Origin of the sequence: Cupriavidus necator (assembly GCF_016127575.1) — a bacterium.
Lineage (GTDB): Bacteria > Pseudomonadota > Gammaproteobacteria > Burkholderiales > Burkholderiaceae > Cupriavidus > Cupriavidus necator_D.
Map to the genome: position 1 here is coordinate 3,543,293 of NZ_CP066018.1, position 16,290 is coordinate 3,559,582.

Here is a 16,290-nt window from a genome sequence, read left to right on the forward strand (position 1 = left end):
TTGATATATGGAGACGTCATGGTGGGCCCGGTAGCGGGGCGCTGCGCCTGGCATGGTGCGGGGGCACCTTGTGCGAGATCCGGTGTCGGGCCGGCTGACCGAAGCATTGGAAGACCAGCCAAAGCAGCGCGAGCGGCACGAAGTTCCGCCCGCTGAACAGGTTCGGCACGCGCAGCATCTCCATCAGCGACACCAGCAGCACGGCATGGGCGCAACACCAGAAGCCATCGCCCGCCCTCCAGCCGGCGTAGCTGCGTGCCAGCATCCAGCCCATGAGCGCTGCCAGCAGCAGTGCGAACCATCCCCACTCGTAGAAGTGCACGAAGATACCGGACGGATTGTTGAACTCGGGATCGCCAAAGTTATTCAGAAACAGCCCGTAGCCGTTGCCGCCACCCACTAGCGGCCGGAAAAACTCCCCGAGTACGGGAAATCTGATGAGCCAGTCGAACGTAAAGGTTGGCTCGCCGGTTCCCCAGCCCATGATCGTCAGCAGGCCAGCGCCGTTGTTCAGCGCGGTCGAGTAATACATCGCCAGCCGCTCAAGGGCGAAGTCGAGGATGTTGTCGTAGATGTTGACGTAGTAGGTTTGCCAGGAGCGGCTGTATTCGTTCGCGATGAAGAAGCCGATCATCGGCACGATCGCGGCGAAGGGTCCTAGCGCGAGCAGCACCGAGTGCCTCGGGAGGTTGCTGAAGCGGGCAGCCATCAGGGCCCAGGGAAGGAGTACCTCTACCAGCGCGAGCCGCTCGGCAAAAATGAAGCTGCGCAACAACGTCAGCACGCCCAGCACGACCATGTAGGCCTTGTAACGATTGAAGCCGCGCACAGGCGTGCGGAAGACATAGAAGTACAGCGGCACGTAAGCCACGGTGGCTTGCGTGAGCGTGCTGATGCCGGCAATGCGGCCCTTCAGTTCAAGGACGTCGTAGGTATTTGCTCCGCCGTTCAGGAAGGACAGGAGGATGGCAGGTTGGGCGATCACGCCGCCCATCATGACCAGGTAACCGGCCAGTGCGAGGCCGAACATGGCATCAAGGACTCGTACCGGAATTTCGGGGGGCTCGGCGCGGGCGGGCGGCACGAGGATACGTTCGGCGTATGCCGCGACGGTGAGTACACCGAGAAAGAGGGCCCCGGCAAGAGCATGGAAGCTGGTGAAGTAGACTCGCTCGATGGCCTTCTGTTCGCCAAGCAGGTCCAGTGCAATCAGCATGTATAGCGGCAGGATGAAGTACAGCAGTAGCCTGGCGGGGTCTTCCCACCAATAGCCTTCATGGTGATCGGGCGTGTTGGGCATCGTAGCGGCTCCGTCAGCGCGGCAGCGATTCGAGCGTGTCGGCGATCACCGGCACCGGCAACGCTGCCACGTCGCGCTGGATGTCAGCCGAATGGCCAATCCCTGCGAGCGGCGTGGTCGATGCCTGCGCCATCGCGCTGCGCACCATGGCGAGAAACTCCCGCCGGAAACGCTCGGGTGAGAACTGGAGCGCATTGCGCCGGCATGCGGCAGGGTTGAATGGTCCGCTCTCCTCGAATCGGCACACGGCGCGCACGATGTCTTCTACGGTCTGGCGCGGAAAGAAGACGCCGGTGCGGATATTACGGTCCAGGCTGTCAATGACCGTCTCGCGAGAACCGCCCCGTCCCAGGGCGATCAGCGGTGTCCCGCACGCCTGCGCTTCCAGGGCCACAATGCCGAAATCTTCTTCCGCTGCAAAGACAAAGGCACGGGCGCGTTGCATATGGTCGATCAGTACGTCCGTCGACTGATAGCCGAGCAGCTGGACGTTGGAGGGCGCCATGTCCCGGATGCGTGCGAGATCAGGACCGGCGCCGATGACAACCAGACGTTTGTCCGGCATGGCAGCAAAGGCTTCGACGATCAGCCCGACCTTCTTGTACGGCACCAGACGCGATGCGGTGAGGAAGAAATCCTCGCGGCGATCGCCCAGGCTGAACCGTTCAATATCGACTGGGGGGTAGATCACCGAGGCATCGCAGCCGTAGACCTTGCGGATGCGACGCGCGACGTAGGCGGAGTTGGCCACGAACAGGTCGACACCGTGTGCGGTCCGGTGGTCCCAGATCCGCATGTAATGCAGGATGGCGCGGGCCAGCCAGCTCTTGAGGCCACGGGTCAGGCGGGATTCTTCCAGGTATTGATGTTGCAGGTCCCACGCGTAGCGGATCGGTGAATGCACATAGCTGACATGCAGCTGGCCGGGGCCGGTGATCACGCCCTTGGCCACGGCATGGCTGGACGAGATCACCAGGTCGTATCCGGACAGGTCGAACTGCTCCACCGCCAGCGGCATCAAGGGCAGATAGGCGCGAAACGACTGCCGGGCGCGCGGCAGGTGCTGGATGAAGGACGTCCTGGCATGCTTGCCTTGCAGGACGGCCCGCTCTGCGTCCGGGAAAAAGTCAACCACGCTGAACAGGTCGGCATCAGGCCAGATCTTCAGAATCTGTTCGAGGACGCGTTCGGAGCCGGCGTAGGTAGTCAGCCACTCGTGTACCACCGCGACCCTGCCGAACTCGTCTGCGGTGCGCAATGGGGGAGGATTCATCGCCGTGGGAGCCATGGAGTGATCTCGCTAAGTAGCTTGGCGGCAGTGGTGCGCCATGAATTCCGTTCCACGTGGGCATAACCTTGCGCGCGCAATCTGTCTCGCAAGGTGCTGTCACGCATGACGTAAGTCAGCAGCTCGCCAAGTTCGCGAGCGCTGGTCGGGCGGAAATAGAGCGCGGCGTTGCCGCAGGCCTCGCGCACCGAAGGCAGATTGGACGCAAGGACCGGACAGCCAAGCGTCATGGCTTCCACGGGGGGCAAGCCATAGCCTTCATAGAGCGACGGGAAAACAAAGCAGGCAGCATGGCGGAACAATGCCTTGAGGTCGTCGTCATCAACATAGCCCACGCGTTTGACGAAATCTGGCGCTACCTGCTGCACCGACTGGAACACGGGCAACGTGGCCCCCACGATGACCACTTCGTATTCCGTCGTCTTGAGCAGCTCGATGGCCTCTACCACGAGCCTGAAGTTCTTGTGGTGGCTGGCACTACTGACAGCCAGGACGTAGGGCCGGCCCGATAGCTGGAACTTTCTGCGGACGTCCGGGGCTTGCGGCAGGCGCTGCATGTGATCACCGCTCATTGGCAGCACGCCGATCTTGCGGTCGGGAATGCGATAGGCCTGGGAGAGTTCGCGGCGTGAGAACTCCGACACAGTGAGCACACGCCGCGCGATGCGTCCGACCCACGGTGCCATGATGCGGTACCAGGCGCGGAACGCGCGTGTGTAGGCTTGCGGAATCCGTACTGGCGCGGCGTCATGCATGACTGTGACCTGGTTCGGAAACAGCAACGGCGCCGCGTTGCAAAGGTTCAGCAGCAGCGTGCCGCGGGCAGCGAGCGCCAGGCTGACCTGCTCCCAGTATTGGCCCGTGCCGCCATGGACCGTCCGGATCCGCAAGTGCGGGAACTGCTGTGGATCCACCTTGACGGATGCCGGCACCAGAATCTCGAACGACAGCCCGGCAGTAATAGGGTCGTGGTCCGCAACGAGTTGGTCGATGCCGCGTACGACTTCGTAGGCAAAGCGGTCGACGCCGGTCGCGCGCCTGCCCAGGAAGCGGCCGTTGATGGAGACGGTTGCGGAGGCGGACACGGTGGCCATTTCCGATACGGTTCAGTACCCCGCACGGGCGAGGGGATTGGCGATGTAGCGAACCGCCCGATTGCTGATGGATGCCACCGGCACCAGGCAAAGTGCGGTCAGGCACCATACGGCGAGCTTCTTGCGCGCGCTCCAGAAGGGATTGGCGGCAACCGTATGAAAGTAGCGGCTGGACTCATGACGGAACCAGCGCCATCGCCGAGTCAACGGCGCGCCATGGAGAAGGGTGGCAAAGTGGGCCTTCTCCGCGGAGAAATCCAGAAATTCGGCAGGCAGGACGACGCCAAGCCGTTCCCAGGCCAGCCCGCGCAGGATGGCCCAGCGCCGGGCAGACTGCCTGGCTCCCGCCAGTGCATCTTCGGCATTGGCGAGCGACAGGTTGGCGCTGCCCGCATCGCCTGCTTGCGCCGTGGTATGCCGATGCACGCGATAGCGGCCGAGCGCACGATCAAGCGAGCCAACGCTGCCGACCAGCGCAATGCCATAGATGGCGTAGAAGTCGGCACCGTGTATGTTGTCTGCGGTGACCGGGACAGGAAAGATGCGCCGGAGTGCATCCACGCGATAGGCGTTTCCCGACCCGGGCGGTGACGGGTACAGCCATCCGTCCCGCAGCCGCATGCCGCAGTCTGTCACGTCGCTGGATTGCGGAACCTGCACCCCGGTGAGGGTCCCGTCCTCGGTCATTACCTCCAGTCGGAACTGAACCTTGACATAGTCGCCGGCTGCGAAGGCGGCCAGCACCGCCTCGGCGGCGTCCGGCTGCAACTGGTCGTCGGCGTCAAGGAAGATCACGCAGGGCGTATCGAGCCGACGCAGCGCGTGATTGTAGGCCGAGACCTGCCCGCCGTTTGGCTGGAACACGGCTTCTATCCTGTCGCCGTAGCCCAGGATGATGTCACGCGAACCATCGCTGGAGCCGTCGTCGATCACCATTACCCTGACCCCTGGCGCCGTCTGGCATAGCGCGGAGTCAATGGCTCCCCCCAGGTACGGCGCGTAGTTGTAGTTGCAGATGACGATCGTCAGAAGGGCGGGGGAGGAGTTGGTCGGCATGACGGCCTCTGCGGTGGATGTTGGCTACAGGGAATAGTCGGCGTGCAAGCCGAGGCGGCATGCCTCGCCGTCGGCGATCGCGCGCTCCAGCAGAGCGAGCCTGGCAGCAGCACCATGACGTCTGCCGTAGATCCGCAGCAGGGCGAGGAAGACGAGGCGGTTCAGGCGGTATGTCAGGCTGGAGGTCGACCAGTAGTGCTTGTCGAACCATGCCTGGTTGCGGCTGCTGTAGTAGGCGCGGAAGTCCGACCGGCTCAACAGCAGGCACTCGAAATGATTCTTCCAGTCTCGCTTGACGTTCCACGATCCCTCCAGGTCTTCCAGGCGGGCGCCGGTTACCAGCGCAATGCGGCCGCCGCGCGCGGTCAGGCGCCATGTGTATTCGATGTCGTCCGCATACAGCACGAGCTGCCGTTCCGGCAAGCCGAGATCGAGGTAGAGATCGCGGTGCCCGAGGAAGCCGCCATACGGCGCAAAAGGCAACGGCAGGACTTCCGGCATGTCCGTCGGCTTCGGGCGGCCCCACGGCGTGCGGCGCCATAGCTTGTAGGGAATGCGGGCCACATGAAAGCCGAAGTAGCTGGAGCGCGGCGGCATCGCCAGCGCCACAGGCACACCCATCGCGATATCGGCCTGGTGATCCGGGCGGAAGCCAAGCACCGCCGCACGGTTGCGGCCAAATCCGCGCGTCAGCCGATCCAGCTGATGGCAGAGGACGTCGAGTGCGCCGGGGCACGGGGCATTGTCATCGTCCATCAGCCACAGGTAGTCCGTGTCGCGGCTGAGCGCTGCGTCGATGCCTACGGCATAGCCATTGGCCGACCCGGTGTTGGTCGGCAACCGGATCACGGTAACCCGCGCGCCCCAGTCGTCCTCGAGCCGGCTAAGGTCGGACGAGGAATTGTTGCTGACGATCACAGCGTGCGCCACGCCCTCGTGCTCGAACGCCCGCTGCAAGAGTTCGGCGCAAAAGTGCAGGCGCGCGCCGTAGGTTACGGTGACCAACGTGATGCGCTTGTGATGGGTGTATTTCATAACTGCCTTTTTTCTGCTGATTACCGCTCATTTCCGCTGATCATGCAGGCGCGCCCGGGCGGGACGCGTCGGCACCGTAGGCATAGCTGTAGCGGTGCAGGTGGCCGGTGAAGTCGTTGAAGATCACGCCCCGTACGGCGACGTCGGCCTGCGCCAGCCGGCGCGTGCTTTCGTCGATCTGTTCCACCGTGGTGACCCGGTGCCGTGCCACGATGAAGACAGTGCCCGCCATGCGTCCCAGCACAAGCGCATCTGCCACCGGCAGCAATGGCGGTCCGTCAAGCACCACCATGTCGTACTGGCCGGCAACGCGTTGAACAAGTGTGGTCAGTTCTGGCTGCAGCAACAGCTCGCTTGGCCCGGACATGTGCCATCCGGTGGCCAGGAAATCGAGACCGTGCGATACATCGTGGCGAAGCACGTCCTCGTACCGGCTCGTACCAGCGATCACCTCGGCCAGTCCCGGACCGCGGTCCACATGGAATCGCTTGTGCAGCACGCCATTGCGCAGGTCGGCGTCAATCAGCAGCACCCGCCGCTTCGAGGCACCCGCCAGCGTGGCGAGATTGGCGGCTACGAAGGACTTGCCAACCCCGCCCGTAGGGCCGGTGATCAGCACCACACGGTTGGGTGCATCGTTCAAGGCGAAGTGCAGCGTGGTGCGGACGGCGCGCAGGCTTTCGATCGCTGCATCGGGCAACAACGTGCGGTCTGTGCTGCCCGCGAGCATGCGGGGCCAGGCAGGGCGGAAATCGGAAGTCAGTCGGCTGCGCGGCACCGTGGCATAAACCGGCAGCCCCGTGCCTGCCTCGATCTCCTCGCGGTCCTGGACGGTACCCGCCACGCGGCGGCGGAGGACGGCCAGGACCACGCCTGCCAGCAAACCGGTTAGCAGCGAACCGCCCACTGCGACGCCGCGCCGCGGCATGATCGGCGTCTCGGGTGGCGTCGCGGGGTCGATCAGTCGCACATTGGCGACCTTGCCGGCGCGCACCAGGGTAAGCTGCTGGCGGGCGTTAAGGCGGCTCGTGTAGAGCTCGGTGTCCACCTGCATGTTGCGCTGCAATTGCAGGACCTTCTGCTCGATCAGGGGCAGTCTGCGCGTACGCGCCTCGATGACAGAGAGCTCTGCCATGGCTCCCTGCAACTGGCCGTCGAGTGCCAGCAGTGCGGGATGCTTGTCCGTGTAACGGATGGACAGTTCCTGGCGCTTCTGCCGCAGGTCGACGACGCGCGTTTCGGCTTCCACGGATTGCTGGAGCAGGGCGCGCGCCTCCTGGCTGGTGTCCACGGTGCCCTGTTGCGCACGAAACGCGTTGTAGCGGCTTTCCGATTCCTCCAGTTGCCGCTTGAGCTGCGGCAATTGCTCATCCAGGAAGCGAATGGATTTGTCGGCCTCTTCCGAGCGGCGTCGCACGTTTTGCTCGACGTACTCCTTGCCCACCTCATTCAGGATCTGGCTGGCGCGGACCGGGTCGACGCTGTCCAGCGCCACGCCGATGATGCTCGATTGCTTGCCGCGTTCCCCGATGGCCATGGTCCGTTGCAGCCATTCGGTGGTGGCGATCTCGGAGTAGCGCCTGATCGAAAAGCTCGCGCCCGGCTCGCCGTCGGCGGCGCGGACCAGCAGGTCGATCGGTCCATGCAGGGTTTCGGCATGTAGCGGCATACCGACCTTGCCGTGAAGCATTAGCAGCGGCGCGTCCCACGAGCCGGGCAGGGAGAGGACATAAGCACCCTCATGACCGAGCGTCAGCACGAAGGCCTTGCCCTGCTGGGAAGCCGGCACGTCGAACATCGCCACGTCGATGCGTTCCGCGCCGTACACGTAGCCACCGAGCGGATGCGACAAGCCATCCGTGCGCGCGGCGAGCCACCACCCAATCACCGGCACATAGCGGGGACCGGCCTCGATATACAGCTTGAGCTTCTCGACCGCGCGTGATACCACCATGCGCGAGTTCAGCACCTGGATTTCAGAAGTCGTGTCCGGCTTGATCTCGGAGGTCAGCTTGGGGTCATCGGACGTGGACCGGGTCCCGATGGAACTGGGTTCGACCTGGATCAGAATGTCGGAGCGGTAGAGGGGGCGCGTGAACAACGCATACGCGATTCCGGCGAGCAGGCACACGGAAGTGGCGACCACGATCAGCCACCTGCCGGCGTACAGTGTCGTCAGATTGTTCAGGGCTCGGGCCGGTGCGCGACCGGGCAGTTCATAGACCGGGTTCGCGATGTAAGGGCTCTTCATGCCGCACTCCTGCGTGGGTATCGATCGTGCATAGGCGCTGATTTCACGGGACAAGCGCCCGGCCGACGGTCGCAGTCTGGGCGGTGGGCAACAGCAGGTTGACAACGCGGCTCCAGCGAACCAGCGCCGACGCATCGACGAACACCACATCGTTGGCCTGCAGCGAAAAGCCGTCTGCCAACGCCATCGCCGATGGCGTACTCGCGTCGAGGTGGTACACCACTGGCTTGTTGCCATTGTCCCCACGCACGACATACACGTGTCGCGCGTCGCCAGAGTACTGGCTGACGCCACCGGCATCGCCAAGCGCCTGGTTCAGGCTCAGCTTGCCGTTATTAAGCGTCAGTGTGGACGCCCGTGCCACTTCGCCAAGTACGAAAACCTTGCTGTCGGTGGCGGCGTAGAAACGTACCAGGTCGCCGTCGCGCAGCAGGATGTCGGATGGATTCCCGCCCTTGGCGATGAGGTCTGGCAGGTTGATGCGTACGGTCTTGTCGCCACGTGTCAGGGCCACCCAGGAGCGGTCCGCTGTCGCGGTGAAGCCACCGGCGCGATTGATCGCCTCGGGTAGGGTCATTGGCACATCATTGATGATCTGCAGGCCGGGGCTCTGCACGGCGCCGTCCAGATAGACGCGCTTGCTGCGATATGCCTGGATGCGCAGGGTGATCTGCGGATTGCGCACGTACTCGGACAGGCGCCTGGCGAGGAGCTCGCGCGCATCAGCCTCGGTGAGGCCCGCTACAGGGACCATGCCGACGAAAGCGAACTGCACCATGCCGCGAGCGTCCACGGTATAGCCGGTTACCACCGCGTTGGAGCCGGCAGTATCCACGCCGCTAGTGACCTGCAGCGCCGGCATGTTCAGTTCCGGATGGCCCCACACCACGATGCTCAGCACGTCGCCGGGCCCCAATACATAGGCGCGTGGCTTGTCGAACAGCGCGCGAACCTCCTGCGGCACACCCTGGGGCCGGGCGGCTTGCTGTGCATCGATCAGGGTGCCGGTAATCTCGACCAGGTTGTCGGGAGTGACCGACTGCACGCCTTTTATCGATGGCAGCTCGGGTACGGTCCCCACGGACGACGGCTGCGTCGCGCGAGCGGCATCGGGCAGAGGACCGGACTGGGACTGGAACGACATCCCCGGCGCCATCGTGCAGGCGCCGAGGAGGGCCGCCAGGCCTGGCAGCAGCGTCGCCGCCAGGATCCGGCCACGCAGCTGGTCAGTACGCGCCGCGGCCATGCAGGACCACCCCGATCGTCTTGAACAGGATTCCGATGTCACCCAGGAACGACCAGTTCCTGACGTAGGCGACGTCGAGCGAGACGCGCGTCCCGTAATCCGTTTCATTGCGGCCACTGACCTGCCAGGGGCCGGTAATGCCGGGAAGGACGCGGAGGTAATACGCCGCAGCGTCGCCGTACCGCTCGAGCTCCTTCTCGACGACGGGGCGCGGACCGACAAGGCTCATGTCGCCGCGCACAACATTCCACAGTTGTGGCAATTCATCGATGCTGGTACGCCGGATGAAGCGCCCGAGCGGGGTGACCCGGACATCGTTCCTGAGCTTGAAATCCTTTTCCCATTCGGCGCGCGCCGCCGGGTCGGTCGCCAGCAATTCCTTCAGCACGGCGTCTGCGTTGAGCACCATCGAACGAAACTTCAGGCACTTGAACTTCCTGCCATCCACGCCAACGCGGGTGTGTCCGAACACGCAGGGTCCGCCGTCACGCATCACCAGCATTGCCACCATGGCCAGCAGTGGCGACAGCAGCAGCAACAGCGCAAGCGCTGCAGCGACATCGAACGCCCGCTTGGCGCCCAGTCCCAGCGGTGACGGAAATCGCAGGTCCACGCCTGCTGGCAACGGCTGCGAGGGCGCCCCGAATGCCGCCATTGCGCCGGACAAGCCGGTCTCCATGCCCGGCGCGGCAGCAGAGGCCGCGGTCAGGCGGCTGGGGACGATACCGGATCTTGCAAAGAGTGATTTCACTGTAAACATGACGACGCTCCATGGTAGAGGTTGGACTGCAGTCGATCTCCCTTGGCGCTGGCTGCGGCTGTCGGACGGCCGTCAGCCGCAGCGCCCGTAGGTGTCGGCGATGCGGACAATGTCGTCCTCGCCGAGATACGCGCCGGACTGCACCTCGATGATCTCGAGCGGCAGCTTTCCGGGGTTCTCGAGCCGGTGCGTCACGCCGATGGGGATGTAAGTGGATTCGTTCTCGCTGAGCAGGAACTGCTCGTTCCCACGCGTGACCCGCGCGGTGCCGCGGACCACCGTCCAGTGCTCCGCGCGGTGGTGGTGCAACTGCAAGGAGAGAGCGGCGCCGGGATGCACCACGATGCGCTTGACCTGGAAGCGCTCGCCATGGTCGAGCGAGTCATAGCTGCCCCATGGCCGCTGAACCTTTCGATGGGTCTCGGCCTCCGGCCCATGCTGGCGCGCGATGCGCTCGACCAGGCCCTTGACCGCCTGGACCCGCGAGCGGTCCACCACCAGCACGGCATCGGCGGTTTCGACCACGATCAGATTGACCGTACCCACGCAGGCCACCAGCCGTCCCTCCGAATGGGCGTAGCACGAGGAGGCGCCCTCGAACATCACGCGGCCGCGCGCGGCATTGCAGTCGTCGTCCTTGTCGATGGCATCCCATACGGCATCCCAAGAACCGAGGTCAGACCAGCCCGCCTCCAGCGGGACCACAACGCCTTTGAGCGCGTCGGCGCGCGCCAGGTGCTCCATCACGGCATAGTCGATCGAGTCCGATGGCACCTCGGTGAACGACGCCGCGTGCGGATAAAAGAACGCGCCGTCGCTGCGGCCGGCCGTGCAGGCGCTCACGCAGGCTACGTGCATCGCCGGCTGAAGCTGTTGCAGCGCGGTCAGCCAGGTGCTGGCGCGCACCACGAAGATGCCGCTGTTCCACCAGTATTCGCCGGACGCGAGGTACTGCGCCGCAAGTTCGGCGGCGGGCTTCTCCACGAACGCGTCGATCCGGCGTGCCATGCCTTCGAGCTGCGCACCGAGCCGGATATAGCCGAAGCCCGTGTCGGCGCGCGTAGGCGGCACCCCGAGTGTGGCGATGGCCCCTTGTTCTGCAAAGCGTGCCGCGCGCAGTACGGCGAGGCGGAACGCCTTGCCATCGGCAATCACGTGGTCCGCGGGCATGGCGACGAGGATGCTGTCGTTGCCCTGCTCGCAGGCCAGCAGCGCGGCGAGCGTCAGTGCCGGCGCCGTATTGCGCCCGACTGGCTCAACGACGATACGCGCGTCCACCCCTGCCTCGGCCAGTTGCTGCGCAGCCATGAAACGGTGTGCTTCGCCGCAGACGATGATCGGCGCGGCGTCAGCGCTGGCGCTGCCATGGAGGCCGGCCAGGCGGCGTACGGTGGTCTGCAGCAGGGAATCGCGGCCAATGATGTCGATCAGCTGCTTGGGAAAGTGCTTGCGCGACAGGGGCCACAACCGGGTGCCGGAGCCCCCGGCAAGCACCACCGCCGCAAGCCGCATGCCCAGGGCGGGCGGCGATGCCCGGTCCTGCCCGGCGAGCGCATCGGTGGCGGTGTCATCCACTACATCCAGCGGGTCCGTTGTGCGCATGATCTGCTCCTGTCCGGCGTGGGCTGCAGCAAGGAAACGGGGAAGCCGTCTTTGTTGCAGCGAAGCATAGACGCGCCGAAAAGCCTCAGAAGCGGACTGGCGGAAAATGCAGAATGATTGGCCGATTAACCTGAAAATCCATTATCAAAAGTAATGCGCGAGCCACCTATAGCTACGGGAGAAAATGCTGAAATATATGGAATGGCAACGGCGCCACTTGGAATTCGGTCGCAATGCCCATAATTCTGGCGATCCGTTACTTTCTGTAACGACTTGCCCAATCCCAGTGCAGGGGCCACTCTATTGGACATTCAGTCATTATCTTTGCCGAATTTAAAATCCCAGAATTAGGGAAAGTGGCTCAAATCAGATACATCACATGATTGGCACGCCGCATTTTTGCAGAAAACCAACTAGTGCCAAGTAATGATCCGCCAACATAGCGGAACTTTCAGCCAGTCGACCCTGCGCGGCGTCCAATTGCCGTTATGATGCAATGCAACAGATTTGATTTTTGGATTGGACGCAAGGGGGTAGTGATGCCATGGAGCACCTTGTCGATATGCCGCCGCCGGTCCGGTCCCTCGGTCCGCTACCGGTAGCCGGCCAACGGGAAATTCAGCGCATCGGGTTGCTGTTGTTTGAAGGCTGCTCGCTGCTGACTGCCGGCATCATCGCGGAAGCCTTCCGCGTGGCCAACGAACTCGAACTCCTGCGTCGCAGGCGACCTGTCTACCAGCTCTCCCTCTTGTCTTACCGCGGCGGCAATGTCGCGTGCTCCTCTTCCATCCGGATCTGGACGCAGAGCCTGGACGCGCTGGGTCAGCGAGGCTTCAATGCGATCTTTATTGCCTGCAGCGAGCGCGAGCCGGTCGTTGAGCGCGATGCGCGGCTCATGACCGCCATGCTCGAGATCAGCGCAATGGTGCTGGAGCGCTCCCGCGCGGGACGGGAGCCGATCCTGCCCCGCGTCTCCCGGGCACATCCGCTGCGTATCGCCGAGAGGGACAACGTCGTCGGCACCAGCCATGCCGCGCCTTCCGTATTCTGGTGCCGGGGAGGCGTGGACTCCGCTCCGGACGTCATGCCCTCGGCCGTCGATATGGCTCTGGCACAGATCGAGTCGGACCTTGGCTTCGTCATGGCCCGGGAAGTTGCAAGGCAGCTCGCGCCGCAACGGGACATGCCGATGGTGCGCCCGGATGCCGAGGAAGCTGGCGACGCGCCCGACATCGCATCGTCCGAAACCAACGAAAAGATTCGCGCGTCGGCACGGTGGATCGCGGAGCATTACACGGAGGCGATCTCGGTGGCCGACGCGGCGCGCGTTGCCGCCATGAGCGAGCGCAACTACCTGCGGCGCTTCAAGTGGGCCTTGGGCGTGACGCCGTCGGAGTACTTGCTTCGCGCGCGGCTAGACATGATTTGTCGGCTGCTGATGGAAACGGACCTGCCGGTCGACAAAATAGCGCGGCGCTGCGGGATGGGAAACGGAGACCGGCTCGCCAAGATTTTCCGCAAGCGCTTCTCGCTGTCGCCCACGGCGTACCGCAATCAGGGCAAGACAAAGCAGTGCGAGACAACCTAGCTACTGGGGGAGATCTGAGCATGCGCCACGACCTGCTGGATGTCGCGAAACTTGAGTGGATGTCGCGTGAATTGTCGGAAACCTACCGTTGCGCCGACCCGTTTCCCCATATCTGCATCGACAACTTTCTTGACGAAGACGTTTATCGGAAAGCCAGCGATGCGTTTCCAGGCGCCACGGAGCGCGTCTGGTTCAAGTTTCACTCGGCCACCGAGAACCTGAAGCTGCAAAGCCAGGACTTTTACGCCATCCCGCCTGCGCTGCGGGCGCTGATCATGGAGTTCAATGCGCCCGGATTCACCCGCTTCCTGGAGACGCTGTCCGGCATCCAGGGGCTGGTGCCGGACCCTCACCTCCATGGCGGCGGCTTGCACCAGACGCTGCCTGGAGGCCACCTGGGCCTGCATATCGACTACAACTACCATCTCGAATGGAAGCTTGACCGGCGGCTCAATGTGCTGCTGTATCTCAATGACAAGTGGGAGGACAGTTGGGCCGGCCATCTGCAACTGTGGGACAACGAGGTCCAGCGCTGCGTGCGGAAGATCGCGCCGATCGGAAACCGGCTGGTCGTCTTCAATACCAATGAGTGCTCATGGCACGGGCATCCCGAACCCCTTGCGTGCCCGCGAGGCGTCACGCGACGGTCAATCGCGCTCTACTACTACTCCAACGGCCGGCCCGAGCCGGATGCTGCCGATGAGCATTCCACACGCTTCCAGACGCGGCCGGGCGAGCGGTACGGCTTAACCGCACGGGACATCCTGCATGGCATTACGCCGCCTTATGCGAAAGCGTTGGCCAAGCGGATTGTCGGGCGATAGCGGGGGCCGCAAATCTTGCGATGGAGGGATCATGCCACGATACGGCCAAGCCGCTATCACAAGGCCGCACCGCGCTGACGGGGGCAAGAGCACGTCATATATGCTCGTCACCGGCGGTGCCGGCTTCATCGGCGCCAACTTTGTCCTGAATTGGCTGAGCCAGGATGGCACGGACGGTATCATCAATGTCGACAAGCTGACCTACGCCGGCAACCGCAACACCCTGGCCTCCCTCGGAGGTAACGCCCGCCACATCTTCTCGCAGACTGATATCTGCGATCGCGCCGCCCTGGACAAGCTGTTCGCCGCCCATCAGCCGCGCGCGGTGGTTCACTTTGCCGCCGAAAGCCACGTCGACCGCTCCATCCATGACCCGGCGGAGTTCATCCAGACCAATATCGTCGGCACCTTCAACTTGCTCGAAGCCGCGCGCACTTATTGGGGAGGTCTGGACGCCGCCGCCAAGGCTGCCTTCCGCTTCCTGCACGTCTCCACCGACGAAGTGTTCGGATCGCTGGGCCCCGGCGATCCGCAATTCTCGGAAACCACCGCATATCGGCCGAATAGTCCGTATTCGGCCTCCAAGGCTGCGTCAGACCACTTGGTCCGGGCCTATCACCACACTTACGGGCTGCCGGTGCTGACGACCCACTGCTCGAACAATTACGGTCCCTATCACTTTCCCGAAAAGCTGATCCCGCTGATGATGACCAACGCCTTGGCTGGAAGGTCGCTGCCCATCTACGGCGATGGCCTCAATGTGCGCGACTGGCTCTACGTGGGTGACCACTGCGCCGCAATCTGCGCAGTGCTGGCACGAGGCCGCGTGGGTGAGACCTATAACGTGGGCGGCTGGAACGAGAAGACTAACCTCGACGTGGTCCACACCCTGTGCGACTTGCTGGATGAGCTCCGCCGCAAGGCTATCGGCTCCTATCGCGACCAGATCACCTTCGTCAAGGATCGCCCGGGCCACGACCGCCGCTACGCGATCGATGCCCACAAGCTCGAGCGCGAGCTGGGCTGGAAGCCCGCCGAGACTTTAGAAACCGGCCTGCGCAAGACCGTGCAGTGGTACCTGGACAACCAAGCCTGGGTGCGGAACGCGACGTCCGGCGACTACCGGAACTGGATGGCGAACCAATATGCCGAATAAAGCGATCAGCGTCCCCACGTTCTTGGTGACCGGCAGCAATGGCCAGGTCGGCTTCGAACTGCGTCGTAGCCTGGCCCCGCTGGGCCGTGTCGTAGCATTGGATCGAACCGGCTGCGACCTGTCATGCCCGGACGAAATCCGCCGCATGGTGCGCGAGTACCGGCCCGACGTGATTGTCAACCCGGGCGCCTATACCGCGGTGGACGAGGCGGAAACCGAACCCGATCTGGCCTTCGCCATCAATGGCACGGCTGCCGGAATTCTGGCAGAAGAAGCCAAGGCGCTCGGGAGCCTGCTGGTCCACTATTCTACGGATTATGTCTTCGACGGCACCAAAAACGGGACCTATATTGAAACCGACCTGGTCAATCCACTGTCGGTGTACGGCAAGAGCAAGCTCGCCGGTGAACAGGCCATTACCGCCACCGGTGCACAGTCGTTAATCCTGCGGACCTGCTGGGCGGCAGGCGCCCATGGCGGCAATTTCGCCAAGACAATGCTTCGCCTGGGCCGTGAGCGCGAGAGCCTACGCGTGATTGCCGACCAGTTTGGCGCACCCACCACTGCAACGCTGATTGCCGACGTGACCGCGCAGATCGTGGGACGACGCTGGCTGTGTGGCGACCGCATGTCGTTCCCCTCCGGCCTCTATCACCTGGCCGCTGCCGGTGAAACCACTTGGCACGCCTACGCAACAGAAGTGCTGCGCTATGCCGCCGCCCATGGTATCGAGTTGAAGGTCGATCCGGGGTGTATCGAGCCGATTCCCGCCACGGCTTATCCTCTGCCGGCGCCACGCCCGGCCAACTCGCGCCTGGACACCAGCAAGCTGCGCCAGACTTTCGATATCCACCTTCCAGACTGGCAGCAGGGCGTGCATTTCCTACTGGACCAGATTATTTCCTGAGCCTGCTTACCATGCGCAAAGGCATTATCCCGGCCGTTCCGGCACCCGGCGCTATCCGATTACACGATCGGTATCGAAGCAATTGCTGCCGGTCTCCGACAAGCCGATGGTCTGTTATCCGCTGCCCACTCTGATGCTGGCAGGGATTCGCGACATCCTGATCATCTCAATGGAGCCTGTCAA

The 16,290-nt window shown here is 63.6% G+C and carries 12 protein-coding genes and 2 pseudogenes; 5 read left to right on the forward strand and 9 right to left on the reverse strand.

Going from position 1 to position 16,290, the window contains the following annotated elements:
- Positions 1-16 precede the first annotated feature (16 nt).
- The 9 genes and pseudogenes from I6H87_RS16610 to I6H87_RS16650 all read right to left on the reverse strand — a co-directional run bounded on the left by I6H87_RS16610 (position 17) and on the right by I6H87_RS16650 (position 11,632).
- Positions 17-1,300: an oligosaccharide repeat unit polymerase gene (locus I6H87_RS16610; RefSeq protein ID WP_011615361.1), complete on the reverse strand. Its 1,284-nt coding sequence runs from the start codon at positions 1,298-1,300 to the stop codon at positions 17-19.
- Between the two features lie 13 nt (positions 1,301-1,313).
- Positions 1,314-2,588, reverse strand: a complete 1,275-nt coding sequence (locus I6H87_RS16615; RefSeq protein WP_011615360.1) for a glycosyltransferase family 4 protein — start codon at positions 2,586-2,588, stop codon at positions 1,314-1,316.
- Positions 2,570-3,682, reverse strand: a complete 1,113-nt coding sequence (locus I6H87_RS16620; RefSeq protein ID WP_010812061.1) for a glycosyltransferase family 4 protein — start codon at positions 3,680-3,682, stop codon at positions 2,570-2,572. The genes I6H87_RS16615 and I6H87_RS16620 overlap by 19 nt, the downstream gene beginning before the upstream one ends.
- 12 nt (positions 3,683-3,694) lie before the next feature.
- Entirely contained in the window at positions 3,695-4,738 is a 1,044-nt protein-coding gene (locus I6H87_RS16625; RefSeq protein ID WP_037024469.1) for a glycosyltransferase family 2 protein, read from the reverse strand.
- Between the two features lie 24 nt (positions 4,739-4,762).
- Positions 4,763-5,773, reverse strand: coding sequence for a glycosyltransferase (locus I6H87_RS16630; protein ID WP_010812059.1), 1,011 nt, complete (start codon positions 5,771-5,773; stop codon positions 4,763-4,765).
- 40 nt (positions 5,774-5,813) lie between these two features.
- Positions 5,814-8,024: a GNVR domain-containing protein gene (locus tag I6H87_RS16635; RefSeq protein WP_011615358.1), complete on the reverse strand. Its 2,211-nt coding sequence runs from the start codon at positions 8,022-8,024 to the stop codon at positions 5,814-5,816.
- 43 nt (positions 8,025-8,067) lie between these two features.
- A complete protein-coding gene (locus I6H87_RS16640) occupies positions 8,068-9,270 on the reverse strand; it encodes a polysaccharide biosynthesis/export family protein (protein ID WP_010812057.1) in 1,203 nt (400 codons plus the stop codon).
- Positions 9,251-9,844 (reverse strand): annotated as a pseudogene (locus I6H87_RS16645) (sugar transferase); the annotation flags it as partial. The pseudogene I6H87_RS16645 and the gene I6H87_RS16640, both read right to left, overlap by 20 nt.
- 258 nt (positions 9,845-10,102) lie before the next feature.
- Positions 10,103-11,632: a mannose-1-phosphate guanylyltransferase/mannose-6-phosphate isomerase gene (locus I6H87_RS16650; RefSeq protein WP_010812055.1), complete on the reverse strand. Its 1,530-nt coding sequence runs from the start codon at positions 11,630-11,632 to the stop codon at positions 10,103-10,105.
- 544 nt (positions 11,633-12,176) lie between these two features.
- Between I6H87_RS16650 and I6H87_RS16655 the strand changes: the two genes are divergently transcribed.
- From I6H87_RS16655 to I6H87_RS16675, 5 genes and pseudogenes are all read left to right on the forward strand, one after another.
- A complete protein-coding gene (locus I6H87_RS16655) occupies positions 12,177-13,220 on the forward strand; it encodes a GlxA family transcriptional regulator (RefSeq protein WP_010812054.1) in 1,044 nt (347 codons plus the stop codon).
- A 20-nt stretch (positions 13,221-13,240) separates the two neighbouring features.
- Positions 13,241-14,044: a 2OG-Fe(II) oxygenase gene (locus tag I6H87_RS16660; RefSeq protein WP_011615356.1), complete on the forward strand. Its 804-nt coding sequence runs from the start codon at positions 13,241-13,243 to the stop codon at positions 14,042-14,044.
- A 100-nt stretch (positions 14,045-14,144) separates the two neighbouring features.
- A complete protein-coding gene (gene rfbB / locus I6H87_RS16665; protein WP_010812052.1) occupies positions 14,145-15,200 on the forward strand; it encodes a dTDP-glucose 4,6-dehydratase in 1,056 nt (351 codons plus the stop codon).
- Positions 15,190-16,107, forward strand: coding sequence for a dTDP-4-dehydrorhamnose reductase (rfbD, locus tag I6H87_RS16670; RefSeq protein WP_011615355.1), 918 nt, complete (start codon positions 15,190-15,192; stop codon positions 16,105-16,107). Before rfbB ends, rfbD begins: the two co-directional genes overlap by 11 nt.
- Positions 16,046-16,276, forward strand: a pseudogene (locus I6H87_RS16675) (sugar phosphate nucleotidyltransferase); the annotation flags it as partial. The gene rfbD and the pseudogene I6H87_RS16675, both read left to right, overlap by 62 nt.
- Positions 16,277-16,290 lie beyond the last annotated feature (14 nt).

What these genes read in the sequence shown, in the direction of transcription:
- I6H87_RS16635 (WP_011615358.1), bottom strand. Translation starts at nt 8,024, where the DNA reads ATGAAGAGCCCTTACATCGCGAACCCGGTCTATGAACTGCCCGGTCGC.
- rfbB (WP_010812052.1), top strand. Translation starts at nt 14,145, where the DNA reads ATGCTCGTCACCGGCGGTGCCGGCTTCATCGGCGCCAACTTTGTCCTG.
- I6H87_RS16630 (WP_010812059.1), bottom strand. Translation starts at nt 5,773, where the DNA reads ATGAAATACACCCATCACAAGCGCATCACGTTGGTCACCGTAACCTAC.
- I6H87_RS16625 (WP_037024469.1), bottom strand. Translation starts at nt 4,738, where the DNA reads ATGCCGACCAACTCCTCCCCCGCCCTTCTGACGATCGTCATCTGCAAC.
- I6H87_RS16610 (WP_011615361.1), bottom strand. Translation starts at nt 1,300, where the DNA reads ATGCCCAACACGCCCGATCACCATGAAGGCTATTGGTGGGAAGACCCC.
- I6H87_RS16650 (WP_010812055.1), bottom strand. Translation starts at nt 11,632, where the DNA reads ATGCGCACAACGGACCCGCTGGATGTAGTGGATGACACCGCCACCGAT.
- I6H87_RS16640 (WP_010812057.1), bottom strand. Translation starts at nt 9,270, where the DNA reads ATGGCCGCGGCGCGTACTGACCAGCTGCGTGGCCGGATCCTGGCGGCG.
- rfbD (WP_011615355.1), top strand. Translation starts at nt 15,190, where the DNA reads ATGCCGAATAAAGCGATCAGCGTCCCCACGTTCTTGGTGACCGGCAGC.
- I6H87_RS16620 (WP_010812061.1), bottom strand. Translation starts at nt 3,682, where the DNA reads ATGGCCACCGTGTCCGCCTCCGCAACCGTCTCCATCAACGGCCGCTTC.
- I6H87_RS16655 (WP_010812054.1), top strand. Translation starts at nt 12,177, where the DNA reads ATGGAGCACCTTGTCGATATGCCGCCGCCGGTCCGGTCCCTCGGTCCG.
- I6H87_RS16660 (WP_011615356.1), top strand. Translation starts at nt 13,241, where the DNA reads ATGCGCCACGACCTGCTGGATGTCGCGAAACTTGAGTGGATGTCGCGT.
- I6H87_RS16615 (WP_011615360.1), bottom strand. Translation starts at nt 2,588, where the DNA reads ATGGCTCCCACGGCGATGAATCCTCCCCCATTGCGCACCGCAGACGAG.